The sequence below is a fragment of the Serratia sp. CY52157 genome, from assembly GCF_052168495.1.
Taxonomy (GTDB): Bacteria; Pseudomonadota; Gammaproteobacteria; order Enterobacterales; family Enterobacteriaceae; genus Serratia; species Serratia ureilytica.
Genome location: NZ_JBJNMO010000002.1, coordinates 301,394 through 327,045, shown reverse-complemented (window position 1 = coordinate 327,045; position 25,652 = coordinate 301,394). Strand labels below are relative to the sequence as shown.

General features: G+C 57.8%; 20 protein-coding genes and 1 riboswitch. Of the genes, 15 read left to right on the top strand and 5 right to left on the bottom strand.

The features are described from left to right. The first annotated feature begins 26 nt into the window (after window positions 1-26). A complete protein-coding gene (locus tag ACJ8IP_RS11235; protein WP_442524400.1) occupies window positions 27-1,094 on the top strand; it encodes a diguanylate cyclase in 1,068 nt (355 codons plus the stop codon). A 1-nt stretch (window position 1,095) separates the two neighbouring features. Here the strand turns inward: ACJ8IP_RS11235 and ACJ8IP_RS11230 are convergent, their stop codons facing one another. Then, complete coding sequence (locus ACJ8IP_RS11230) at window positions 1,096-1,524, bottom strand: GNAT family N-acetyltransferase (protein ID WP_442524399.1); 429 nt, start codon at window positions 1,522-1,524, stop codon at window positions 1,096-1,098. Window positions 1,525-1,607: 83 nt separating this feature from the next. Continuing rightward, window positions 1,608-1,670: riboswitch (Fluoride riboswitch) on the top strand. 78 nt (window positions 1,671-1,748) lie between these two features. On the opposite strand from ACJ8IP_RS11230, the gene crcB reads away from it, so the two are divergent. The 3 genes from crcB (at window position 1,749) to ACJ8IP_RS11215 (ending at window position 4,215) form a co-directional block, all read left to right on the top strand. Then, window positions 1,749-2,132 (top strand): fluoride efflux transporter CrcB, encoded by a 384-nt coding sequence (gene crcB / locus ACJ8IP_RS11225; protein WP_072628201.1) that lies wholly within the window; start codon window positions 1,749-1,751, stop codon window positions 2,130-2,132. Window positions 2,133-2,421: 289 nt separating this feature from the next. After that, window positions 2,422-3,018 carry a TetR/AcrR family transcriptional regulator gene (locus tag ACJ8IP_RS11220; RefSeq protein ID WP_033642155.1) on the top strand — a complete coding sequence of 199 codons (597 nt, stop codon included), beginning with the start codon at window positions 2,422-2,424 and terminating at the stop codon, window positions 3,016-3,018. 6 nt (window positions 3,019-3,024) lie between these two features. Then, window positions 3,025-4,215 carry a multidrug effflux MFS transporter gene (locus ACJ8IP_RS11215; protein ID WP_047025713.1) on the top strand — a complete coding sequence of 397 codons (1,191 nt, stop codon included), beginning with the start codon at window positions 3,025-3,027 and terminating at the stop codon, window positions 4,213-4,215. A 57-nt stretch (window positions 4,216-4,272) separates the two neighbouring features. Here ACJ8IP_RS11215 and cspE read toward each other — a convergent pair whose 3' ends face one another. Next, window positions 4,273-4,482, bottom strand: coding sequence for a transcription antiterminator/RNA stability regulator CspE (cspE, locus tag ACJ8IP_RS11210; protein WP_004940030.1), 210 nt, complete (start codon window positions 4,480-4,482; stop codon window positions 4,273-4,275). Between the two features lie 345 nt (window positions 4,483-4,827). Between cspE and ACJ8IP_RS11205 the strand changes: the two genes are divergently transcribed. The 6 genes from ACJ8IP_RS11205 to ACJ8IP_RS11180 all read left to right on the top strand — a co-directional run bounded on the left by ACJ8IP_RS11205 (window position 4,828) and on the right by ACJ8IP_RS11180 (window position 10,744). Next, window positions 4,828-5,991 (top strand): M20 peptidase aminoacylase family protein, encoded by a 1,164-nt coding sequence (locus ACJ8IP_RS11205; protein WP_033651144.1) that lies wholly within the window; start codon window positions 4,828-4,830, stop codon window positions 5,989-5,991. A 188-nt stretch (window positions 5,992-6,179) separates the two neighbouring features. Continuing rightward, on the top strand, window positions 6,180-7,505 hold the full coding sequence (locus ACJ8IP_RS11200) for an LLM class flavin-dependent oxidoreductase (protein ID WP_042783837.1): 1,326 nt from the start codon (window positions 6,180-6,182) through the stop codon (window positions 7,503-7,505). 26 nt (window positions 7,506-7,531) lie between these two features. Next, the gene (locus ACJ8IP_RS11195) at window positions 7,532-8,452 is read left to right on the top strand and encodes an ABC transporter substrate-binding protein (protein WP_033642151.1); all 921 of its coding nucleotides are present in this window, start codon (window positions 7,532-7,534) and stop codon (window positions 8,450-8,452) included. A 9-nt stretch (window positions 8,453-8,461) separates the two neighbouring features. Next, window positions 8,462-8,989, top strand: coding sequence for a GNAT family N-acetyltransferase (locus ACJ8IP_RS11190; protein WP_033651141.1), 528 nt, complete (start codon window positions 8,462-8,464; stop codon window positions 8,987-8,989). Window positions 8,990-9,019: 30 nt separating this feature from the next. Beyond that, entirely contained in the window at window positions 9,020-9,907 is an 888-nt protein-coding gene (locus ACJ8IP_RS11185) for an amino acid ABC transporter permease (protein ID WP_004940038.1), read from the top strand. A gap of 9 nt (window positions 9,908-9,916) precedes the next feature. Next, the gene (locus ACJ8IP_RS11180) at window positions 9,917-10,744 is read left to right on the top strand and encodes an amino acid ABC transporter ATP-binding protein (RefSeq protein ID WP_015376924.1); all 828 of its coding nucleotides are present in this window, start codon (window positions 9,917-9,919) and stop codon (window positions 10,742-10,744) included. Window positions 10,745-10,780: 36 nt separating this feature from the next. Here ACJ8IP_RS11180 and ACJ8IP_RS11175 read toward each other — a convergent pair whose 3' ends face one another. Continuing rightward, window positions 10,781-11,290: a VOC family protein gene (locus tag ACJ8IP_RS11175; protein WP_015376923.1), complete on the bottom strand. Its 510-nt coding sequence runs from the start codon at window positions 11,288-11,290 to the stop codon at window positions 10,781-10,783. Between the two features lie 167 nt (window positions 11,291-11,457). Between ACJ8IP_RS11175 and ACJ8IP_RS11170 the strand changes: the two genes are divergently transcribed. Further along, complete coding sequence (locus ACJ8IP_RS11170) at window positions 11,458-11,937, top strand: cold-shock protein (protein ID WP_004940042.1); 480 nt, start codon at window positions 11,458-11,460, stop codon at window positions 11,935-11,937. 81 nt (window positions 11,938-12,018) lie between these two features. Continuing rightward, window positions 12,019-12,180, top strand: a complete 162-nt coding sequence (locus ACJ8IP_RS11165; RefSeq protein ID WP_216594421.1) for a YnfU family zinc-binding protein — start codon at window positions 12,019-12,021, stop codon at window positions 12,178-12,180. Window positions 12,181-12,186: 6 nt separating this feature from the next. On the opposite strand, the gene ACJ8IP_RS11160 is transcribed toward ACJ8IP_RS11165, so the two are convergent. Beyond that, window positions 12,187-13,635, bottom strand: a complete 1,449-nt coding sequence (locus ACJ8IP_RS11160; RefSeq protein WP_033644213.1) for a GGDEF domain-containing protein — start codon at window positions 13,633-13,635, stop codon at window positions 12,187-12,189. A gap of 603 nt (window positions 13,636-14,238) precedes the next feature. After that, window positions 14,239-14,790 (bottom strand): flavodoxin family protein, encoded by a 552-nt coding sequence (locus ACJ8IP_RS11155; RefSeq protein WP_033642149.1) that lies wholly within the window; start codon window positions 14,788-14,790, stop codon window positions 14,239-14,241. Window positions 14,791-15,979: 1,189 nt separating this feature from the next. Here ACJ8IP_RS11155 and ACJ8IP_RS11150 point away from each other — a divergent pair. From ACJ8IP_RS11150 to ACJ8IP_RS11140, 3 genes are all read left to right on the top strand, one after another. Next, a complete protein-coding gene (locus ACJ8IP_RS11150) occupies window positions 15,980-17,203 on the top strand; it encodes an MFS transporter (protein WP_072628206.1) in 1,224 nt (407 codons plus the stop codon). 80 nt (window positions 17,204-17,283) lie between these two features. Then, window positions 17,284-18,066 (top strand): thioesterase II family protein, encoded by a 783-nt coding sequence (locus ACJ8IP_RS11145; protein WP_071883536.1) that lies wholly within the window; start codon window positions 17,284-17,286, stop codon window positions 18,064-18,066. Then, on the top strand, window positions 18,059-25,648 hold the full coding sequence (locus ACJ8IP_RS11140) for a non-ribosomal peptide synthetase/type I polyketide synthase (RefSeq protein ID WP_164107190.1): 7,590 nt from the start codon (window positions 18,059-18,061) through the stop codon (window positions 25,646-25,648). Before ACJ8IP_RS11145 ends, ACJ8IP_RS11140 begins: the two co-directional genes overlap by 8 nt. The last annotated feature ends 4 nt before the right edge of the window (window positions 25,649-25,652 follow it).

Sequence of the window (25,652 nt, the reverse complement as noted above, 5' to 3'; positions counted from 1 at the left end):
CATGATACTCATCAGGGAGATGCCGGATGTATATTGCCCCACCCATTTTCGATGCCCGAAAATCCGGCCTCAGCTTCGCCAAACGCACCTACCTGCCCCGCGCCGTCGGTCTGGGGCTCGGCTTTATCTGCGTCTGCGCCGCGCTCTATCCCCTGGCTCCGCCCGCGGCGATCTGGCTATTGCTGGCCTTTCACGGCTTTCTCTGGCCGCATCTCGCGTACCGCCTGGCCTGCCGCGCCCAAGATCCGTTCAAAGCCGAAATTCGCAACCTGCTGATCGACTCCGCTTTCGGCGGCTTCTGGGCGGCGATGATGGCGTTCAACGCGCTGCCCGCCATCGTCATCCTGTCGATGATGAGCATGAATAACATCGCTTCAGCCGGCAAAACGCTGTTTGTAAAAGGATTGGCCATGCAATTGGCCACGGCGGCATTCACCGCCGCGCTGCTCGGCTTCCCGTTTCACCCGTACAGCACGCCGTTGCAGGTCTATCTGTGCCTGCCGATGATCTACCTTTACCCGACGCTGCTCGGGCTGGTGACTTACCGCACCGCCAAGCGGCTGGCGGAAAAGAAACAGGAGCTGCAGCGCATCAGCACCCGCGATGGGCTGACCGGCTTATACAACCGTCGCCACTGGGAGCATCTGCTGCATCGTCAGTTCGACAGTTGCCGTCGCTACCAGGATAAGGCCACGCTGATCCTGATGGATATCGACCGCTTCAAAACCATCAACGACACCTTCGGCCATGCTTTGGGGGATGAGGCCCTGGCGGCGCTGGCGGAAGAGCTGCTGATCGGCTTGCGTAACGTGGATATCGTCGGGCGCTACGGCGGCGACGAGTTTGGCGCGGTGCTGCCGAACACCAACGCCGAGCAGGCGGAAATCGTCCTGCGACGCATCCAGCAGCGGCTGGATGCGGTCAGCTTCAAGGAGGCGCCGCAGCTGCGGCTGCAGATCAGCGCCGGCATCGCCAACTACCACCCCGCGTTGGGCGGCTATCTGGACTGGCTGAAAGCGGCCGACAGCGCGCTCTATCGGGCGAAGCAAAACGGCCGCAACCGGCTGGAAACGGCAGTGCCGCCAGGGGAGTAACTTACTGACTTAATAACTTGGCAAAATACTTCGGCGCTTCAACAAAGCCTTCGCGCAGGTAAAACGTATGGGCCCGCTCGCGGCGATTGTGGCAATGAACCTCCAACCGATCGCAGCCGCGACGGTGCGCCAGCGCCTCTCCCTCCGCCAACAACCGCCGCCCCACGCCCGCGCCGCGCGCCCGATCGTCGACGCAAAAATAGCTGATGCGGCCAATGTCGCCGGCCAACGCCAGCTGCGGCAGGAAATGCAGCGACAACACGCCCAGCACCTGCGCCCCGTCCGCCGCCACCAGCAGCGCCTCGTCCGGGTGCGCCAACAGTTGCTGCATGCGCTGCGTCAGAAACGCCTCGGTGCCAGGATAGCCCAACACCGTCATCAATTCGGCGATAGCGTGCCGGTCGCCCAGACGCGCCGCTCTGATTTCCATCGGTTTTACCTCGCAGGGGATCGATACTACAAAATAGACGGCGTTAGGTGTAACATCCATCGGGTACGGTGAAAAAGGCCGTGCGGCACGCTGGAGATGACATTCCTCCCTAACCGCCTTCACAGGCTGATGATGTCTACGTAACCTCTCGGAGAGAGGCGCGTAGCGTTACGCCTGTCCCTTTCCGAACCCGTGAATTTCTCTGTTTGAAAGGGAGTTGCCCCATGTTGAGTTCTTTACTGGCCGTCTTTATCGGCGGCGGCATCGGCAGCGTTTTGCGCTGGGCGGTAAGCATGAAAATGAACCCGCTGAACGCCCACATTCCGCTCGGGACGCTGATGGTCAATCTGATCGGCGGTTTTATCATCGGTCTGGCGATGGCGATCTTCACCCGCATGACACACCTGGATCCCACCTGGAAACTGCTGATCACCACCGGCTTCTGCGGCGGCCTGACCACCTTCTCCACCTTTTCGCTGGAGGTGGTGTATCTGATGCAGGACGGCCGCTTCGGCTGGGCATTGGCCAACATGCTGCTTAACCTGGCCGGCTCGCTGGCGATGACGCTGCTGGCCTTCATGCTGGTGATGTGGGTCAACGGGCGCTAAGCCCTTAATGTTTCCTTAATCTTGCATGCGCATAATCTCATCCAGAACTCCTGACTGGATGAGAAATCGCTATGTTTAGCCTGCCGAAAACCACCGCCGAAGCGATCGCCGTTGCGCTGTGCGTGCTGATCGTCGCCGCCTTTATCAACGCCTACCTGTTCGCCTAAACACCTTTTCCCCGCAACGCGCGTTCATCTTGCGTCCTCCCCATCCGTTACACTACAATTGAGAATGAACGTTCACACCCAAAATTGTGAACCCGGCTCACGCGCAGCAAAGGATCGGGCAGATGCTCTCCCCCAACGACAGTAAACAGGCCAAAGTGCAGGCGCGCCGCGATCAGATCGTCGAAGCGGCGAAAACCAGCTTCCGCCGCCACGGCTTCCATGCCGCCAGCATGGCGGAGATTGCCCAGGGCTCGCAGCTCAGCGTCGGGCAAATCTATCGCTATTTCGCCAATAAAGACGCGATTATCGAAGAAATCGTCAATCGCATCATCACCAGCAAGATGCAGCGCCTGGAAAACCTTGGCGATCACATCAACCTGATCGCCGGCACGCTGGCGGCGCGCACGCTGTTTCAGCAACCGGGCGAGAGCGAAACCGATCACATGCTGATGCTGGAAGTGACCGCCGAGGCCACGCGCAACCCGGTGGTGGCCAAACTGCTCAGCGATGCGGAGGCGCGGCTGTTTCGCCACGTGTGCCACAACCTGCAGCGGCTGTATCCCGATTTCAGCGCGGAAGAGATCGCCGCCCGGGTGGAGTTTATCGCCGTCATGAGCGAAGGCACCGGTTACCGTATCCTTACCACGCAAAAAGCCGATGCGTCCCTGCTGCGCGATCTGTATCAGCAGGCCATTTCTCATCTGTTCAGGAAATCTTAATCTCCCATGACCAAACACTTAGCCAGACAACGTCTGGTGTACGCCGTCGTGCTTGGCCTGTTGGCCGCGCTGGGGCCGCTGTGCACCGATCTCTATCTGCCCGCCCTGCCGGAAATGGCGGGCGAGCTGAATACCTCCACCGCCGCCGCGCAGCTCAGCCTGACCGCCGGGCTGCTCGGCCTGGGCGTCGGCCAGCTGATTTTTGGCCCTTACAGCGACAAACTGGGCCGTATGCGCCCGCTGCTGCTGTCGCTGATCCTGCTGCTGGGCGCTTCGCTGTGGTGCGCGCTGGCGCCCACCATCGACCAACTGCTGATCGCCCGCCTGCTCCAGGGCATCGCCGGCGCCGGCGGCGCGGTGATTTCCCGCGCCATTGCCCGCGATCTGTACGCCGGCCACGAGCTGACCCGCTTCTTCGCCCTGCTGATGCTGGTTAACGGCCTGGCGCCGATCGTCGCGCCGGTGCTGGGCGGCGTCATGCTGCAGGTGATGAACTGGCGCGGCATCTTCGGCGTGCTGGCGGCCATCGCCGTGCTGCTGTTCAGCCTGTCGGCGCTGAAGCTGCGCGAATCCCTGCCGGTCGAGCGCCGCAGCCAGGGCGGCATTCTGGCGATGCTGATGTCGCTCGGCGGGTTGCTGACCCAGCGCTATTTCATGGGCCTGTGCCTGACGCAGGGCTTCGTAATGGCCGGCATGTTCGCCTATATCGGCGCTTCGCCTTTCGTCTTGCAGCAGATCTACGGCCTCAGCCCGCAGATGTTCAGCCTGTGCTTCGCCATGAACGGCGTCGGGCTGATCATTGCGGCGCAGCTGGCCAGCCGTCTCAGTTCACGTTGGGGGGAACGCCGGGTGTTGAGGGGCGGATTAACGCTGGCGGCCGTCGCATCGCTGTTGCTGCTGTTGGCCGCCGCGCTGCATGCGCCGCTGGTCGTGTTGCTGGTGCCGCTGTTCTTCTCGGTGGCGGTGATCGGCATCGTCGGCCCGACCGCCTCGTCGCTGGCGATGCAAAGCCAGGGGGACAAAGCCGGCAGCGCGTCGGCCTTGATCGGCGTGTGCATGTTCGCGCTCGGCGCCTGCGCCGTGCCGCTCACCGGGCTGGGCGGCACCTCGGGCCTGTCGATGGCGCTGACCATCGTCGGCTGTTACGCCATCGCCATCCTGCTGTTCAGCCTGTTGGCCCGCCGCAGCGACGCATAACGCGCCCAATAAAAAACCCGCTCAATGAGCGGGTTTTAAGAAATTCAGCTACGCAGCTTAGATAGCAGTAACGTTAGCGGCAGATGGGCCTTTGGCACCGTTCGTGATTTCAAATTCTACACGCTGGCCTTCAGCAAGCGTTTTGAAACCGTTGCTAACGATGGCAGAGAAGTGAACGAAAACGTCCTTGCTACCATCTTCCGGAGTAATGAAACCGAAGCCCTTGGATTCATTAAACCACTTAACGCTACCTTTAATCTTAGACATCAAACTTACCTTTAACGTGAATGAAAGACACAAAACCTGTGTCGATTACAGTACAGCAAGCAGGCAGGATTTTGTCCACCACCGCGATCACAGAAATCCGATAAAGAGTGAAAAAATCCGTGTTGTCCGGTGTAAATGAATGACACCGGTTGCAGTAAGTTACCGTTCCAGGTCAATCCTCTCCCTGCGCCAGCAAACAACGCGCGAACGCCTAAACCTGCCCCTTTCCCCCATCGTTGACGCGCCGTGCAAACACAATCGCTATGAAATATAACCAGATGGTCTTTTTGCTTCGGCGGCCCCTGCACTAGGGTTAGGGTTTATTTCCCACTGTGAGCCAAGCCTATGACCAGCCAGTTGGCAGACAAGATCATCGCCTATCGGCGTGAACTGCACCAAAACCCTGAGCTTTCCAATCACGAATTCGCCACCACCGCCCGCCTGACCCGCTGGCTGCAAGAGGCGGGCATTCGCCTTCTGCCGTTGGCGCTGAAAACCGGCGTCGTGGCGGAGATCGGCAGCGGCCAGGGGCCGATCATCGCGCTGCGCGGCGACATCGACGCTCTGCCGATCGACGAAATCGCCGACGTGCCCTTCAGTTCGCAAAACAGCGGCGTGATGCACGCCTGCGGGCACGACTTTCACACCTCGGTGATGCTCGGCGCCGCACACCTGCTCAAAGCGCGTGAAGCCGAACTGGCGGGCACGGTGCGCATCTTCTTCCAGCCGGCGGAAGAGACCTTCAACGGCGCCCGGCACCTGATCGACGCCGGCGCGCTGGATAACGTCGCGGCGATATTTGGCCTGCACAATGCGCCGGAGCTGCCCACCGGCACCTTCGCCACCCGCGCCGGGCCGTTCTACGCCAACGTCGATCGCTTCCAGATCCGCATCACCGGCAAAGGCGCCCACGCCGCCAAACCGGAACAGGGTGTCGATACCATCGTCACCGCCAGCCAGATCGTCGGCGCGCTGCAAACGCTGCCCAGCCGCAGCTTCAGCTCGCTGGAATCGCTGGTGGTGAGCGTGACGCGCATCGAAGGCGGCAATACCTGGAACGTGCTGCCGCAAACCGTCGAGCTGGAAGGCACGGTGCGCACCCACAGCGATGCGGTGCGCCGCCAGGTGCCGGATAAAATTCGCCAGGTGATCGACGGCGTTGCCGCCGCGCTCGGCGCGCAGGCCGAACTCCACTGGCAGCCGGGGCCGCCGGCGGTGATCAACGACGCCCATTGGGCGGCGTTCAGCAAAACCGTCGCCGCCGAGGCCGGCTACCGGGTCGAAGAGGCGGAGCTGCAGATGGGCGGCGAGGATTTCGCGCTGTATCTGCATCACGTGCCGGGCGCGTTCGTCAGCATCGGCTCCGCCAGCGAATTCGGCCTGCACCATCCGCGTTTCAATCCCGATGAGCGCGCCCTCTTTCCTGCCGCCCACTATTTTTCGCTGCTGGCGGAGCGCACGCTGCAGCAATTAACCCCCGCAGCGAAAAAAGCCCTCAGCAACGCCTGAATAACGTGAAATAGTATTTCCCCGACGCCGCTGATGCCGCGCCGGGGATTATTATTTTCGCTCGCCGTGATATTTGCAGTTTTCAACATTTGAATATGCTGTTTTGTTGTTTTACATCCCGACAGCGCTCATCAATAGTGGACGCATCAGACACCGCGCGCCTTTCGGCGCATGACAGGATAATCACGATGAGCGACAACGCGAATAATCAACGGCAATTACGGCTGGGCGCCATTCTGCACGGCGCATCGGGAAATATGTCCGCCTGGCGCCACCCGGACGCCACCGCCGACGCCAGCATCAACCTCGAATTTAATATCGCCTCGGCGAAAAAAGCCGAACAAGGGAAATTCGATTTCGTCTTCGTCGCCGATGGCTTATATATCAACGAAAAGTCCATTCCGCATTTTCTTAACCGTTTCGAGCCGTTGACCTTATTGGCCGCGCTGTCCGCCGCCACCGACAAAATTGGCCTGGTGGGCACGCTCTCCACGTCCTACAGCGATCCGTTCACCGTCGCCCGCCAGTTCGCCAGCCTCGATCACCTGAGCAACGGCCGCGCGGGCTGGAACGTGGTGACGTCGCCGCTGGAAGGTTCGGCCAAAAACTTCTCGCGCGCCGAGCACCCGGAGCACAGCCTGCGTTACCGCATCGCCGGCGAGTTTCTCGACGTCGCCAAAGGACTGTGGGACTCCTGGGAAGACGATGCCTTCGTGCGCAATAAGGCCAGCGGCGAATTTTTCCGCGCCGGGAAACTGCACACCCTCAATCATCAGGGGGAGTTCTTCTCGGTGCAGGGGCCGTTGAACATCGGCCGCACGCCGCAGGGCCGCCCGATCCTGTTCCAGGCCGGCGCCTCCGAAGACGGCAAACGGCTGGCGGCCAAGCACGCCGATGCGATCTTCACCCATCACGACACGCTGGAGCAGGCGCAGGATTTCTACCAGGACGTGAAGCGGCAGCTGGTGGAACAGGGGCGCGAACCGGACGACCTGCGCATCTTCCAGGGCGTCAGCGTGATCGTCGGCGACGACGATGCGGACGTCGAGCGCCAGTACCAGGAGACGGCCCGTCTGGTCAGCATCGAGAACGCCCTCAACTACCTTGGCCGCTATTTCGAACATTACGACTTTTCCCGCCATCCGTTGGACGCCCCCTTCCCGGACATCGGCGATCTGGGGCAAAACAGCTTCCGCAGCACCACCGACGCCATCAAGCGCAACGCCCGCGAGCGTAACCTCACGCTGCGCCAGGTGGCGCTGGAAGCCGCCTCGCCGCGCCCGGTGTTCAGCGGCACGCCGGAAGCGGTGGCGGACGGCCTGCAACGCTGGTTCGACGGCGAAGCCGCCGACGGCTTCATCATCAGCGGCGGTACGCCCAACGCCTTCGGCCACTTCGTCGATCGGGTGGTCCCCGTCCTGCAACGGCGCGGCCTGTTCCGCCAGGCGTACCACGGCGATACGCTGCGCGAGCACCTGGGCCTGAAGCGTCCGTTGAACAGATTCACCCAATAATAAGATCGTTTTCAGGGATACCCGCTATGCAGAAAACCGTTACCGCCGCTCTCGTGGCGGCCTTGTTGAGCCTGACCGGCGCCGCGCAGGCGGGCACCGGCATCGATTTGCAGGCCAATGAAACCCCTATCCATGCGCCGAAAAACCCGCAGGCGATCGCCAAGCTGCCGGCCGATTTCCGCTTCGTGAAGCCGGGCCGGTTCACCGTCGCGATCGCCGCGCTCAACACGCCGCCGCTGGCGCTGTTCGCCGCCGACAACCGGCGGCTTATCGGCAGCGAAGTGGATATCGCGCAGTTGGTGGCCGACAGCCTGGGCCTGGAACTGAACGTGGTGCAAACCTCGTGGGAAGACTGGCCGCTGGGAGTGGTTTCCGGCAAGTATGACGCGGCCATCACCAACGTCACCGTCACCAAAGAGCGCAAAACCCGCTTCGACTTCGCTACCTATCGCATCGACTCGCTCGGCTTTTATGTCAAAACCGGCGGCAAGATAGCGACGATCAAACAGCCTGCCGATATCGCCGGATTAAAGATCATCGTCGGCTCCGGCACCAACCAGGAAGCCATCTTGCTGGCATGGGACAAGCAGAATCGGCAGCAAGGGCTCAAACCCTTCCAGCCGATCTACGTGACCGACGATGCGGCCGCCACGCTGGCGATCCAGTCCGGCCGGGCCGACGCCTATTTCGGGCCCAACGTGCTGGGCGCCTATAAAGCGGCGCTGAATGGCCGTACCCGGCTGGCGGGCACGGTGGAAGGCGGTTGGCCCAAGGCGGCGCACATCGCCGTCACCACCCGTAAAGGCAACGGGTTGGTGCAGGCGGTGAATGAAGCGCTGAACGGCGCGATCCGCGGCGGACAGTACGATCAGGTGCTCAACCGCTGGGGCGAGAGCGTCGAACGCCTTGCGCAGTCGGAAATCAACCCGCCCGGTCTGGGCGATTAGGAGCGCGCGATGACGCAAGACACTTTCATTCAAACGCTGCCGACCGATCCGCTGATCGCCCCGGTGATCGAGGGGCTGTTCGGCGAATATCGTCAGCGCTACGGCGACTATTTTGGTGACCAGGAACCGGAACCGCTGGACCTGTACGCGCCGCCGCAGGGCGCCTTCATCGTGCTGCTGCGCGCCGATACGCCGATCGCCATGGGCGCCTTCAAGCGCTATGACGGGCAAACCGCCGAGCTGAAGCGTATCTGGACGCGGGGCGATCTGCGCCGACAGGGCCTGGCGCAACGGGTGTTGCAGCAGTTGGAAACGCTGGCGCTGGCGCAGGGTTATCGCCGGCTCTATCTGACCACCGGCTTTCGCCAGCCCGAAGCGGTGGGCCTGTACCTGAGCAACGGTTATCAGCCGCAGTTCGATCCCACCGTCGACAGCGAGGTTTACAGCCGCCCGCCCTACGATGGCCGCCTGCCGTTCCGCAAAAGCCTGATTGCAGAGGACGCCTGTTGTTGCGCGTCGGAAAGGAAAATCGCCTAAGGCCCCTTTATCTGTATCAGGAGACATGACATGTCCAAACAAGAAGTCTTGAAAGTGGTGCCCGCCCGCTATCCGCTGCGGCTGATCGGCGCGCTGTTTTCGCTGTTTATTCTGGCCGCCATCGTGCAATCGGTGGCGGGCAACGCGCGCTGGGAATGGGGCGTGTTCGCCGAGTGGTTCTTCGCCCCGGCGGTGCTGGCGGGGCTGGGACAGACCCTGCTGCTGACGCTGCTCGGCACGCTGTTCAGCATTCTGTTCGGCACCCTGCTGGCGCTGGCGCGGCTGTCGCGCTCTTACCTGCTGGCGTCGCTGGCCTGGGGGTATATCTGGCTGTTTCGCTCGCTGCCGCTGATTCTGGTGCTGATCATCCTGTATAACTTTTCCTATCTGTACGACGCCATCTCGCTGGGCATTCCCTTTACCTCGGTGGTGTTCGCCAGCTACCCGACCATCGATATCCTCGGCCAGTTCGCCGTGGCGGTGCTGGGCCTGACGCTGGTGCAGTCCGCCTATACCGCCGAGATCATCCGCGGCGGCATCCTGGGCGTGGATTACGGCCAGCACGAAGCGGCGGCGGCGCTGGGCCTGCCGGGCTATCGCCGCACCTTCCGCATCATTCTGCCGCAGGCGCTGCGATCCATTATTCCGACCGGATTCAACGAGATCATTAGTCTGGCGAAAGGCACCTCAATCGTTTATGTGCTGGCGCTGCCGGAGCTGTTTTACACCATCCAGGTGATCTATAACCGCACCCAGCAGGTGATACCGCTGCTGATGGTGGCCACCGTCTGGTATCTGTTCATCACCACCGCCCTGTCGGTGATCCAATACTACATCGAACGCTATTTCGCCCGGGGCGCGGTGCGCGAACTGCCGCCGACGCCCTGGCAGAAACTGGCCGGCTGGCTAAAACGTTAGGAGACCCGCATGTCTGAAGCCATTGATTATTACGCCTTGCCCGAACAGCCGGCACGCAATCTCACCCCGGTGCCGGCGCGCGGCCTGATCGAAATCAGCAACGTCAGCAAATTCTTCGGCAAACACAAGGCGTTGGACGACGTCAGCCTGACGCTGCAGCCGGGCACCGTGACCGTGATCCTCGGGCCTTCCGGCTCCGGAAAATCGACGCTGCTGCGGGCGATCAACCATCTGGAGCGCGTCGACGAGGGCTTTATCCGCATCGACGGCGACTACGTCGGCTACCGCCGCAAAGGTAACCGGCTGTACGAGCTGAAGGAAAAGGCCATCCTCCGGCAGCGCATCAACGTCGGCTACGTGTTCCAAAACTTCAACCTGTTCCCGCACCTGACGGTGCTGGAAAACATCATCGAAGCGCCGGTGGTGCACAAGATCCACTCCCGCGAACGGGCGAAAGCGGTAGCCTATGAGCTGCTGGATACGGTCGGGCTGCGCCACAAGGCGGATGCCTACCCGCGCCACCTCTCCGGCGGCCAACAGCAGCGCATCGCCATCGCGCGCGCGCTGGCGCTGAACCCGAAGGTGATCCTGTTCGATGAGCCGACCTCCGCGCTCGATCCCGAGCTGGTCGGCGAAGTGCTGGACGTGATTAAAGGGTTGGCGGATCTGGGCGTCACGCTGGTGGTGGTGACGCATGAAATCGGCTTTGCGCGCGAAGCGGCGGATCGGGTGGTATTTATGGTCGACGGGCAGATCGTCGAACAGGGCGACGCCAGGCAGGTGCTGGCTCAGCCGCAGCACCCGCGCACCGTTAACTTCCTCAACAAAGTGCTGTGAGCGTCGGGGCGCCGATGCGCCCCGCGCAGGAGCAGGTTAGAGGCCGGCGAAACGCCGCTTCTCGGCGGCGAAATCCAGCGGGCGGATCCCCTGCTGGTTTTTGTCCTCTTCGGTCAGCAACGCCGGGGGAATAAACCAGGTCACCTCGAACAGCAGCCCGTCCGGATCGTGACCATAAATGCTTTTGTGCACGCCGTGATCCTCTTCCAACCCGAGAATGCCGCGTTCGGCCAGCTGATGGCGAATGCGCTCCAGCTCTTCCAGGCTGTCCACTTCCCAGGCCAGATGATACAGCCCGGCCGGCGGCTCATGCTCCGCCGGCGGCTCGCCGTTGGCGCGAAACACCCCGGCGCGCTGCTGGCCCAGGTTCTTGCTGAACAACGCCAAATCGTGATCGTTGTCCGAGTCGGCGGCCTGGGTAAATACCGCCCGATCGGGGCTGTCGGACGGCTTCAGCTTGAAGCCCAATACCTGATGATAAAAGTCGGCGCTCTGCCGCACGTCGCTGACGTACAGCACGGCGTGATTGAGACGTTTGATGCCCATCGCTATTCCTTTTTGCGCATTGAATAAAGTCAGCATGAACATAGCATGTCGCTGGGAAGCCGCTAAATGCCGTTATCGCATGACTAAATGCCGCCCGCGCAATCTGTCGCTGCAAGGCATTCCGCGCTATCATAAGCGCTGTATTGAACCTTTTTGTGAGAATAGCGATGAACGGCAAGATAACGACTTTTTTTGAAGACAAAGGCTTCGGCTTTATTACCGACGAGAACGGAGAAAATCGTTATTTTCACGTGATTAAAGTGCAAAACCCGGAGCTGATTAAGAAAAACGCGGCGGTGACCTTCGAACCGACCAACAACACCAAAGGCCCGTCGGCTTATGCGGTCAAAGTGTTGGCGCCCAGCAAATACATCATCATCGCCAATGAAAGAATCAAGATCACCAGCATCAAGTCTTTCAATACCTTCACCAAGGAAGTGCCGGTCAAAGCCGACGTGGATAAAGAGAACACCGTGCTGTCGGTCGGCCTGCTGATGAACCGCATTCGCCCGCAGTCTGAAGACCAGGCGCAGGCCATGCAAACGCTGCGCATGCTGACCATCACCACCTTCCAGAACACCACCCATACCTTCTCCGAGCACGAGATCGACATGGATGAAACCATCAAGGCGCTGAAAAGCCTGTAAGCCTCTGCGTACAGAAAATAACCAACGAAATTTGTCGTCGCCTGTGTTAGCGTGAGTTTTAACCTGACACAGGCTATTGATATGTCCGATTCCAGCAGCGTTAAAGGTTTTATCAACCGCTCCACCCAAATCGTCTGCCCTAAATGCGGCTATGTTACCCGGCAAAAATGCGCGGCAATGCTGCAAGACGTGATACTGATTTGCCCTAATTGCGAAACCCGCTTCGAGCCCAGGCAAAGCTGAAAACGGTTAGCGGAACAGGATATGCTCAACGCTGTTGCCGTTCACCACGTTGAACGATTCCACCCGATTACGCCCCTGCGATTTGGCGCGATACAGCGCGATATCCGCCATGTTCATCAACTGCTCCAGCGATTTCACCTCGTTCATCGCCAAACTGGCGACGCCGACGCTGATGGTGATTTTCAACGTCTGCTTGCCTTCCGCCTGCAGCTCCGTCTGCTCCACCAGCCGGCGCAGATGCTCCCCCAGCGCCACGCCCTGCGCCGCCAACGCGCGCGGCAGCATGATGGCGAACTCTTCCCCGCCCAAGCGGCCGAATAGCTGATCGTGCCGCAGCTCGCGCCGCACGATGTGCGCGAACGACGCCAGCACCTGATCGCCGGCGCTGTGGCCGTGCGTATCGTTGATCTGCTTGAAATGATCGATATCGATCAGCAGTAACGACACCGCTTCTTTGGAACGGTGCTTGTGCTCCAACAGCTCGCCCGCTTTGCGCGTCATCGCGCTGCGCGCCAGCACGCCGGTCAGGAAATCGTGGTTGGCGCTGTGCTCCAGACGCCGCATAAGCTTACGGTTGGCCGCGATGGAACTGGCGAGGATCAGCGGCCCCATCACCAGCATGGCGATACCCAATCGGGCGGACATCAGCGTGTCGAGGAAGGCATTATGGTTGTTCGGCGTTTCATACAGCACCAGGTTGGCGGAGATGCTGCTGATCTCGGACATACCGGTCAACAGCGTCAGCAACGTCACGGGGAACAGCTGGTAGCGCACCGCGCACCACAGCAGCGCCGGGATCGGGAAGGCGATCGCGCCCGGCCCGCCGATATAGACGCTGAACGCCAGCGACAGCAGCAGCGCCAGCAGCGGCAGGCAGCCTTTCAAGCGCCAACGCACCTGCATGCGCAACAGCTGTTTCAACCGCGGCGCCGCCATCAGCACCGGCAACAGCAGCAGGGTCGTCGAAAACTGTTCGCTGAACCAGGCCAGCCAGGCGACCACCACCGTGTTGTTGTACAGGCTATCGTTACGCAGCACGGACAGCGTCGACGCCACCGCCGCACCGGCCAGGCTGGCGCTGAACATATAGAGTATCGCCTGGGGTTTACCCATGCGCCGTTGAGATTGCGGCAGCATCAGCATGATGCCGTAACCGACGACGATCAGCGACATGTTGCAGGCGTTCAGCCACAGCGCCAAAGACCAGCCCTCGCCGGTGCTGAGATCGGCGGCAACCATGCCCAGATAGGTCGTGAGCCAGCCGAGCGGCGTGGCGTAAGCGGGTTTGCGCAGCAGCAGGCCGAGCAGAATCGCATTCACCGGCCAAAATAAAGAAAGCGAGCCAATCGGCCGGCTAAGAATGCCCACCAGGGAAAGTAAAAAGGCCAGCATGAAAAGATTGATGAGCTGAACCGTAAGCGGCAGGCCATGCCTGGCGTTTATTCTGGCGTTCATCGCCTCGCCCATATTTTGCTAATAACCAGAATAATAATGTGCATACTCTCTCGCCCGGCCAGTGAGGGATAATCAACCCGGATTTCAACCAAAAAAGCCAGACAAATCAACAATAAAAAACATTAACAATTAATTAACAGACTTTTCTTAACCTAATGTGGCGGCGGCGGACTGCCCCGCATACCGTCGGAAAATAATGCTCAGCTCTGCTGACAGCATAGCGCAAAGCGTAATAGGCCGCCGACCGACGTTAATTACATTAATAAGATTGTGGTTATTGCTCGTTGAATGATATTTGAATAACTACGCGATTATTTTCCTGCAACTGGGCCGCCCGTGCAATAACAACCCAAAAAAAGCCCGCCTAAAGCGGGCTTGCTTGAACAACAGCAAATCGACAGTTACGACACAGCCATTCATTGCATGCCTGTGCTGCCATGCAGTGTAGCGGCGAAAGCTTAAGCAGACCTTAGCAACAAAAAACCCGGCCTAGGAACCGGGAATATTTGTACGAAATGCAGCGTTAGCCCAAGCAGGCTAATAACATTTCGCAGCTTACACGCCAAATGTGCAGAGAAAATGAACGCTGCACGCGGCAAGGCCTTACGCCAGTTTGGCGGCAAAGCCCGCCACGCGCTGGCCATAGAGCTTGGCGGTCGCCAGATCGCCCGACAGCATCTCGTCCACGCCGGCATCCGACGGCGTTTGCACCAACAGCCCCACCGAACCGCCCAGGTTGTTGACATCGGTACGCTGCGCCGATTTGGTGTTGGCCGGCAGCAGCCCCAGACTGACCCACAGGCCGCCATGTTGTGAAGCCAGCGTTTGCAGCGCTATCAGCGTGACCTGTTTGTCGCCGTTCAGGCTGGCGCTGTTGGTAAAGCCGCCGAACACTTTGTCTTGCCACTTGCGGCCGAACCAGGCTTTGGAGCTGGCGTCGGCGAATTTCTTGAACTGCCAAGACGGGCCGCCCATATAGGTCGGTGAACCAAAGATGATGGCGTCCGCCTCATCCAGCTTCTGCCACGCTTCATCGCTGATATCGCCTTCCTGATCGATAGCGATCAGTTCGGCCCCAGCGCCTTCCGCCACCACTTTCGCCAAACGCTCGGTATGGCCGTAGCCGGAATGAAACACCACTACTGTCTTCGCCATAGAAATTCTCCACTCATTGCACAAAGGCGCCGACGACGCCCATCTCGCGTTCAATCTAATCAAGCGCGCAACGGCTGAATACTGAATAAAACTGACGGTGTTATTCAAAAAAATCGCGCTACGCGCCGCCGGGTATGTGCAGATAAAAAAATCCCGCACAAGGCGGGATAAACTTAACAGGGATGGGGTAATACACTACAGGGAATGGATAACACACAACATCATCGGGTAGAGCTACAGTACCAATCCCAATGTATAGAACTGTCATCCCCGCGTAAGTTTGCTCGGCCAGATGTAACGCCGAATGGGGAGATGAAACAACCGATAAACTCATCCACGGCCATATAGCCGAGAGCGACGTCCCCCCATAAACCCGTTTGAAGATGAAGATGTCACTAAGCCCTCGTCATCCCATGCAAACATTTACTGAATTCGTTGTTCAATCATTCATCCTTGCACAAAAAACAGCATTAAACATCAGCGCAAATAATTAACAAATGCAATAATCACATTAAGTGTTAATCACCCCATTCGCGATCCAGATTCCGTCCTATCAGAGCGTCATTTTTCTTTCGTACTCTGAAACATGGACGACAGGAAGGCCTAGGGAGAGAAACCCCATTATCTTTGTCGATTAAAATCGCCAAATAGCAACAACAAGGCAGTTTTTAAAACCAAAATCCTGCGAAATTAACAATACAAAAAACCAAAATATCAATTTTTTCTATTTTCATAAGCTATAAAAATAGTTCTGTTTTTTATCATTTTTATTCTGTGACCTCCCACTCATTATTAAAAAATCAAGGAATACTCAACGACTGCCTGATTGCAGCCTTATCAAGGCCTGCAGCGACACTCGGCTTACAGGAGCAGGAAAATCATTAAAATAAATTAACCTTACTGATTGACTTGGATATAGCTTATAGATAAATAATATTTGCGTATGTTTACCTTTGATCAACAAAAAAGGACTTAACTTTACATAACATCACAATCCCTACCAGCAGCATCGTGATGATAAAAGTCTTTTAAAAACAACAAAAAACCCAATCACCTTGCCAACCACAGGCACAAATGGTTAGCAAGATAATTAAATGGATGCGAATAATTTGTTTTTTTTGCGGTGAATGCCCATTGCGGTATGTCGAGGGTATTTAGCTGTCTCTTACACTCAATACAGGAAGAAGCAATGAACGGAAGACAAATGTCCTCTGATAACGCCAGCGAGCAAACGCACGTCAATCACGCCCTATTGCAATTCATTCTCATTCTATTGTCAGGTTTGGGACCAACCTCATTCCAAATTTTCCTGCCTTCAGTGCCTAGCCTGGTTAAATACTTTGAAACAACACCTGCGACCGCCAACCTGACAGTCTCTCTATCGATGATCAGTTTTGCCCTTGCTTGTCTGGTATATGGAAGATTGGCTGATCGACTGGGACGCAGAACCATATTACTGTTAGGCATGGCGATCCTGATTATTGGTAGTTTCATTTGTTTATCGGCGCAGTCCATTGAAGCCGTAATTTTGGGCCGTATTATTCAACCGGCGGGCGGGGCGGCCGGCGTTATTGCGGCGCGAATTATCGTCATGGATATCTATCACAGCGAAAAGGCGGCAAATGTCATGTCAAAACTGGTCGCTTCTATGATGATATCGCCGCTACTGGGCGTGCCATTGGGTGGTTTATTAACGGATAACTTTGGTTGGCGTTCAAATTTCATTCTGATCGGCGCTATTGCAGCCATCGTGTTTGTTATCATCTTGTTCAGTCTCCCCGAAACCCGCAAAGCGCAAACTGGCGTAGAAGCAGGCAAAAGCAATCTGTTCCATGACTATGGGCAGTTGGCGAAAAACGCCACCTTTCTCGGCAACGCCTTTCAATTTGGTTTCGCTCAGTCGGCCTTTATGGCCTTTATGGCCGCCGCCCCCATCGTGCTGACGCAGACCTTCCAACTTTCCGCCTCTGGCGCCAGTTTGTTGCTATTGATGGTGTCTGGCAGCGCCATTATCGGTAACTTGTCGGCCAGCCGTTTACCGCAAAGTCTGTCGCTACGGCGCCGTTTGCTGTTGGGCAGCATCATCGGCTTTATTTTCAGCTTGCTCGCTCTGACGCTAAGCCTGATAAACATCTGGTCGATTCCCGCACTGGTCATCCCAACGATGGTATTCAGTATTTTCTACGGTATCACCAGCCCGGCAGCGCAGGCCGGCGCCATTGGTGCGATCAAGCCTCTGGCGGGCACCGCGGCAGGATTGAGCATGTTCATCAGCATGCTTCTCGCGAGCGTTGCCACGCAGTTTATTGCCGAGTTCAATAGCGGAACCCCCCTGGTTATTACTTTTAGCCTGGCCTTATTGGCGTTGCTCTCGTTAATTTCCGCAATTGTCACGCTAAAAAAATCTGAATAAAAATCGGAAAATAGCATCACGGCGGGAATAAAGCCCGCCAGCTACATACCCTTTTTACATAAAATAATTAAGGACCTAGCATGGGTAATCATTTTATCCGTGAGCTGTCTGCATCACGCCCGTCGGCCATAAATTTAATTTGCTTTGCTCATGCCGGTGGTGGCACCAGCCGATATCGTACCTGGCATGCCGAATTACAGGAATATGCCAATATTCTTATTCCTGTTATTCCCGGCAGAGAAGAACGTTTTATTGAACCTGCCTTTTCCACGCTGGAACAAGTGGCCGATGACGTATTCGCTCGTATAAAACCCTATCTCGATACGCCGCTGGTGTTGGCAGGCATCAGCTACGGCGGCCTGCTGGCCTATGAGATGGCAACGCGGCTGGAACAGCATGGTGCCTGCGTTCACGCGCTATTGATCGCCAGCCAGAGGTCTCCCCACTATCACAAAACACGACAAAACTGGCATCAGATGTCGGCGGAAAAGCTGATCGATTGCCTGGTCAAACTAGGTGGCATCAACGCACAGGATGCCGCGACACCGGAATTCTATGAGCTTTTTCTGTCAACCATCCGCGCAGATTTGGAGGCGAGTGACGGCTATGCACCAACAGGTAAAGCCCCGTTGACATGCCCAATACACGTTTGCCACGGCTTGCACGACCAGGTGATCGATCGCCAGGCGACTCGCGGCTGGATAGACGTTACCGCCAATACCGTCGAATGGCGCGAATTTAATGCAGGCCATTTCTTATTTGACGAACAAAAAGATATTTGGCTGCAAGACGTGAAAAAAGTGCTCGCCACATTATCGCTGCACATGCCGCCGACATCCCTGGGGAATCATACTCATGTCTGAATTAGAAAAAACTCTCGATAATGAATTTACCGGCATCGAACTGGCCGTCATAGGAATGGCCGGGCGTTTTCCCGGAGCAGGAGACATTGACGCTTACTGGAATAATCTCTGTCAGGAGATCGATTCCGTTACCTGGCATGCTGATTTTGCGCCGCAAGCCTCCACGGACGGTTCCTGGCACGTCCCTGCAGGCTACCTGCTAACCGATGTCGATCAATTCGATGCAAAATTTTTCGCTATGTCGCCAAAAGAAGCGGCGATCACCGACCCGCAGCAACGCCTGCTACTTGAGTGCGCGTGGGAAGCGTTGGAAAACGCCGGCTATGCCGCCACATGCCACCAACAAAACGTCGGCGTCTATGTCAGCAGCGGTCCCAGCGGGTATTGGTTGCATAATCTCGCGAACAATAGGCAGCTTTGCGCCACCACCAGCAAAATGCAATTGCTGATTGGCAATGACAAGGATTACGCAGCCAACCGCATCTCCTACAAACTGGATTTGAAAGGCCCAAGCATCGTCGTTCAATCGGCCTGTTCCAGTTCGTTGTTGGCCGTACACACTGCAAGCCAGTCCCTGCTGGCAGGAGAGTGTGATATCGCCCTGGCCGGTGGTATCTCGCTGGAGTACCCGGCTGAAGAAGGCTATCGGTATGAACCGGGCAGCATTCTTTCACAGGACGGGCATTGCAAACCGTTCAGTGAACATGCCAGCGGCACAGTGCGCGGGAATGGCGGCGGGATCGTGGTGTTAAAACGTCTGGATGATGCGATCAACGATCGGGATCATATTTATGCCATCGTCCGCGGCTCTGCGACCAACAATGACGGCGCACAAAAAGTGGGATATGCCGCACCCAGCGTCGAAGGCCAAACCCGCGTTATCCAAATGGCGCACGCCGTTGCCAACGTGACGCCCGACACTATCGGATACGTTGAAACTCATGGCACGGCCACCAGCTTGGGCGATCCGATAGAAATCGCCGCGCTGGCGGCCGCTTTTGGCGACGATTGTCCAGCCGCAAGCTGTAAGATAGGTTCGGTCAAATCCAACATAGGCCATCTTGACGCCGGTGCCGGTATTGCCGGATTTATCAAGACCGCGCTAAGCCTTTATCACGGTTATATTCCCGCTACGCTGCATTACCGGACGCCAAACCCCGCCATCCATTTCGCCGGTACCCCGTTTACCGTGACGAGTAAAGGAACGCCCTGGGAAGAAGGCTCGCCACGCAGGGCGGGAGTCAGCGCCTTCGGCATCGGCGGCTCTAATGTCCATGTCGTCATGGAGCAACCCCCGGTTTCCGCCGTCTCCCCTGCCGCAGAACCCGCCACCTGCGCATTACGCTTCTCGGCCAAAAGCCAGGTCGCCTTGCGCGCGACAATGCAGCAACTAGCCCATTATTTGCGCAACCATACCGAGGTATCTCTCGCCGATGTCGCCCATTCGTTGGCGACAGGTCGGAAAGCGTTTCCCGTGCGCGCCGCCATAACGGCCGACAGTGTGGAAGAGGCCATCGCGCAGCTGGAAACCGAGCGAGCTAAAACCACGTGCTTCGGAGAAGCCTGCGACGCGCCGATGAAAACAGCGTTTATGTTTCCTGGCCAGGGAACACAATATCAGGGTATGGGAGCCAACCTGTATCACACCGGCGGCATCTTCACCCAAGAGTTCGATCGGCTGGCGCAGCTGTTCCAACCGTTTATCGACCACGACTTACGCTCGCTGTTGTTCAACAAGGCGCAGGACACTGGCGAATTGCTGGCGCAAACCTGGCTTTCGCAACCGGCGATTTTCGCCGTCGAATATGCGCTGGCGAAACATTGGATGGCTTCCGGCCTGACCCCCGAAGGCATGATAGGACACAGCATCGGCGAATATGTCGCAGCCTGCCTCGCAGGTGTTTTTACGCTTGAAGATGCCGTCAAGGTCGTTTCGGCACGCGGTCGCTTGATGCAAAGCATGGATCACGGCGAGATGTTGGCCGTCATGTCTGATGAGGCAAGCCTGCACTCTCGGCTACCCTCCGCCCTCTCCATCGCGGCCGTCAATCGGCCGGCATTAACCGTCATCTCCGGCCCCGCCCATGATATGGACGCGTTTCGCCGGTCATTGGAGCACGATGGCATCAGCTGCCGAGCCCTTGAAACCTCCCATGCTTTCCATTCGGCCATGATGGAACCTTGCTTGCAGGCTTTTGGTGAGGTGCTGGCTCAGGTCACCCTGACACCGCCGCGTCAGCGCTTTATCTCCAATCTCAGCGGAACATGGATCACTGATGAAGAGGCGACGGCCCCGGATTATTGGGTGCGTCATCTACGTGGTACCGTGCGTTTTGCCGATGGGTTGGCAACGCTTATCGATCAACACGCCTTCCTGTTGTTCGAGTGCGGGCCAGGCACCTCATTGAGCCAGGCTGCACGCGCTATTGGCGCCGGCCGCAAAGATGTCAACGCCATCCCGTTGCTCTCGCCCGAGCACACGGGATTGAGTGGCCCGGCGTCACTTCTGCGCATCCAGGAGCAGCGCTGGTGTTACGGCCAGGCAATACCCCACTCATCGCGGGGCAACAAAATTCCGCTGCCGACTTACCGCTTTGATCGCGCCCGTCACTGGGTCGATCCTGAACCGCAAACCGCTGACATGGTGCCGGCCATCAGCGCCGTCGACAACAAAAATGCGCCTGAACAGGCGAAGCCGGCGAACACGCTGGCGGAAAAACTGACGTTGCTGTGGAGCGAAGCGCTGGGAGTCGCGCAAATTGAGCCGAAAGAAAATTTCTTCGATCTCGGTGGCGACTCCATTCTCAGCATCCAGATTGCTAACCGCGCGCGTACGCTGGGGTTGCATTTTGGCCCTGGTGACATCCTCGAGTTTCCGACGGTGGAAAGCTTGCTCGCCGCTTTGGAGAACCGTGCAGGGCAACGCGACGCAGCGGCACAACCCGAAGAAGATCTGGCCAGCATTTATGCAAGCGCCTTGGAAATCCGTCCGGACGAGGCATTCTTGCCGTTCCCGCTTACCGATATTCAGCACGCATATTGGGTTGGACGTAACGCGGGCAATAACTCGGGCAATGTTGCAGCGCATGCCTATGAAGAGTTTGAATGCGCCGATCTGGATCTTGCGCGTCTAGAACAGGCACTCAATGCCTTGATCGCTCAACACGATATGCTGAGAGCCGTCATGACGCACGACGGCATGCAGCGCGTTCTCCCCCACGTCCCCCGATATATCATTGACACTAACGATTTTAGTCAGTTGAAACCTAAGGACGCCGTGGCGCAGTTAACGGCGCTCAGGGAGCGGAAATCTCATCAGCTGATGCCCTGTGATCAATGGCCGCTGTTTGATATTTCCGCCTCGCGATTGCCCGATGGCACCGTACGGCTGCACGTCAGCTTCGATCTGCTGATTATGGACGCCTGGAGCATTACGTTATTCTGGCGCGAGCTGGAGGAACGTTATTACCACGCCGATTACCAGCCTGAACCGGTGGCCATCACGTTCAGAGATTACGTGCTGGCCGAACAGCGCCTGGAACACAGCGCCGCCTATCAGCGCGCTCGCGACTATTGGCTTAAACGCGCCGACGCCTTCCCTTCTGCCCCGTCCCTGCCGCAGCGAATCGCTCCGCAAAGCCTGGAGCATCGCCGCTTCATTCGCCGGGAAACGACGATACCCCACGCCGTCTGGCGCAAGCTGAAAGACGCCGCCGCACACCAGGGCCTCACGCCGTCCACCATATTGCTCACCGCCTATACGGAGATATTGGCGAACTGGAGCGAAACACCCCATTTTTGCCTGAACCTGCCGGCTTTCAATCGTCTGGAGGTGCATCCACAAATCGATCAGGTGATGGGGGATTTCACCTCGGTTCTGCTGTTCGAAGCCGACCTGCGGCAGGAGGAGACCTTTACTCAACGCGCTAAAAAAACGCAAAAACGCCTTTGGGACGATCTTTCTGCCTTGCAGTACAGCGGCGTAAAAATGCTGCGAGACATTGCGGAAAAAAGCGCCGAACGGCCAACCATGCCCTATGTCTTTACCAGCCTGATCTTCCCGTCCGCCGATGATAAACCGATTGTGAGCCGGCTCGGTAAATTGGTGGAAGGGATATCGCAAACGCCACACGTATGGCTCGACTGCCAGGTTTACGAAGAAAAAGGCAATCTCCTCATCAACTGGGATGCGGTCGACGGCCTTTTCGATCCTGACATGCTTGATGCGATGTTTATGGACTATCGCGCATTGCTTATGCGTTTGCCCAAAGAAGAAGCCATCTGGCATGAAAATCATTGGCGCGACGCTCTGGCTCAACGCGTCAACAGCGGCGCCATCGCCGAAGCCAATCGTACGGCCGTCGCCTTTGACGAAAGTTGCTTGCATCAGGGGTTCTTGGCGTATGCAAACAAGAAGCCGTCAGCTCCCGCTATCCTGGGGGAAACCGTCCTCACCTATGCGGATTTGGCGAATATCTCCGCCAATGTGGCGCTGTCGCTGACCAAGCAGGCGCTCCAGCCCGGTGCACGCGTAGCCGTAGTCGCAGAAAAAGGCTGGCAACAAGTCGCCGCTGTGTTGGGTATTTTGCGCGCCGGTTGCGTCTATGTTCCACTCGACCCGACGCTACCGAAGGGGCGCATGCAGGCACTTTTGAGCGAGGCCGAAATTCGAGTCGCACTGACGACGCCCGCCAGCGACGGGCGCGTTGAGTGGCCGGCAACCATCGCGCATCTGCCCATCACTGAAGCGATGAACGCATTCACGGACGAATGGCGCGATGCCGAGATCGACGCGGCGTCGCCGGCTTACATTATCTTTACTTCAGGCACGACCGGTAAGCCCAAAGGGGTCATTGTCACCCATGCCGCCGCCGCTAACACCGTTACCGATATCAATTCGCGTTTCGCTATCGGCGAGAACGACCGTGTGTTGGCGCTTTCCTCACTCTCTTTCGATCTGTCGGTTTACGACATTTTCGGGCCACTGGCGCGCGGCGCGGCCATCGTGATGCCGAAAGATGAGCTTGCCAAAGATCCTGCGCACTGGGAAACCTGCGTGCAGAAATACCGGGTCACCGTCTGGAACTCGGTGCCGGCCTTGGTTGAACTCTTGGTCAATCATCTGTCCGCCAATCAAAACGCAACGCTGACGAGCATCAGGCTGGTCATGATGAGCGGCGATTGGATCAACGTTGCTTTACCGGAGAAAATCCACCGCGCAATGCCAAACGCCCTGAGCGTCAGTCTTGGCGGCGCCACCGAAGCCGCCATTTGGTCCATTTTCCACCTCATCCAGGATATCGATCCGACGATGACCAGCATTCCTTATGGCAAGGCTTTGGCAAACCAACGCTTCTATGTTTTGGACACCCATCTTCGCCACCGGCCCGAAGGCGTTGCGGGCGAACTTTATATCGCCGGCAAAGGGCTGGCCGCCGGCTACCTGAACAATCCCGCAGAAACCGCAGCGCGCTTTATCACCCACCCGCAAAGCGGCGAGCGATTATACAAAACCGGCGATCTGGGACGCTGGTTGCCTGACGGCACCATCGAGTTTTTGGGGCGCAGAGACAATCAACTGAAGATCAATGGATTCCGTATTGAAACCGGTGAAATAGAGCGCGCCGCCGGTAAACACCCGGGAGTCGATCGCTGTGTGGTTCGCCTTCACCGCCAGGACGGCTCAGCACTGCTGCTCGCCTATCTTTGCCCGAGGCAAGACGCCACGCTCGATGAAATGCAGCTCCATCGCCATTTTGCCGAACAGCTGCCGGACTACATGGTGCCAAGCGTCATTATGATCCTACCGACGTTGCCGCTGTCAGCCAATGGCAAAGTCGATATTTCACAGCTGCCGACGCCGCAACTGTCACGCCATAGCGGTGAATTTATCGCTCCGGCGGACGATATCGAGCATCGTCTCTGCCGGCTTGGCCAGAAGATTTTGGGTGGCGAGGCGCTGAGCGTTACCCAGGATCTGTTTAAATCCGGGATTGACTCACGCCGTCTCACCGATTTGGTGACCCAAATTCGCCGAGAATTTACCCCGGCATTCCCGCTTCGCGCCGCCTTTGAAACGCCCAACATACAGGGCATTGCAGAGGCGGTCAGGAATGCGCTGGATGCTGAGCGCACCGAGGACGAACTGCCCCCTATTGTCAAGGTACCGGCCATGTCCCGCTGGCCGCTTTCTTCCGCCCAACAGCGGCTGTGGTTCCATGATCAGCTTCATCCGGGAAACTGCACCTACAACCTGGTGGAACCTTTCGAACTGAACGGCTTGCTCAATGTGGATGCCTTGTCCCAGGCTCTGCGGATCTTTGTCGCCAGACATTCGGTGCTGACATGCCGCATTCTCGACGATCGGGCCGACGCTTATATGTCCCCGTCGCTGGAGACCTCATTTCAGCTGCAGTTGGAAGAGGCGTTCGACATCCCCTCTCACGAGAGAGAGGGCTACATGCAGCGCGCACTTGCTGCCGCGGCGACGCGCCCGTTCGATACCCGTTGCGGCGATATGTTCAGAGCCAGCCTCATCGCATTCTCCGCGCAGTGTCACCTCCTGATCATCGCCGTGCATCACATCGTATGGGATGGCTGGTCCACTGCCATTATGGCGGGTGAGATCAGCGAGATATATAACGCTCTCGTCGCAGGGAGGACGCCAGCCGAATCGTCAGACAGGCTTAATTTCCTTGACGTCGCGCAATGGGAGCAAACGCAACGCGCATCCCGGACCTTTAACACTCAATTGGATTACTGGGTCAATCAGCTCGGCGATAACCTGCCGGTGCTGGCTTTGCCGACGACGCCTGTCGATACCGACCGTCTGACCGCTACCGGCGCGCGTCATCCTTTCCATTTAAGCGCGCCGCTCACTGCACGCTTCGATGCACTCTGCGCCAAACTGGGTATCACGCCTTTCATGGGGTATATGACCGCCTGGCAGTTGCTGCTGCATTGGTGGTGTCAACAAGACGACATCGTCGTGGGAACGGCAGCAGGCCATCGTTCTCGTCCCGAACTCGCCGGCGTCATCGGATTTATGGTGAACAGCCTCGCCATCCGCACTCGCTTCCAACGCCATGACGCCTTTGCAGATCTGTGCCTGCGCGTCAAACAAACCTGTCTGGATGCCTACCGGCATCAGGATCTGCCGTTCGATCAAATCGTCAACGCGCTGCGACCGAAGCGAAAAATGTCGCAGTCGGCGCCGATTTACCGCTCGTGGTTCGTCTTGCATGACGTAGCGACCCCGCCATGGACGTTATCAGGCATTAAGGCCACCTTGCTCGATGCGGAATTTCTGCTGGACGTGCACGACATAAAACTGTCGCTGGTTACCAGACAGGGCGCAATGGAAGGCGGGCTGGATTACCGCACCGCCTTGTTTACACCCGACGTAATCGCAAATGTTGCCGTCGCCTTTACGCAGTTAATCGAGAAGGTTTCTGAGGACATGACGCTCACCTTGCCGGAAATAAAAGGCTATCTCGATGCACAACAACCCAAAGTCGATGAAACATCAGCCTGTTCAGACGAATTGCCCTCTTGGGACTTTTCGGTTAATCGCCGCAAATAAATAA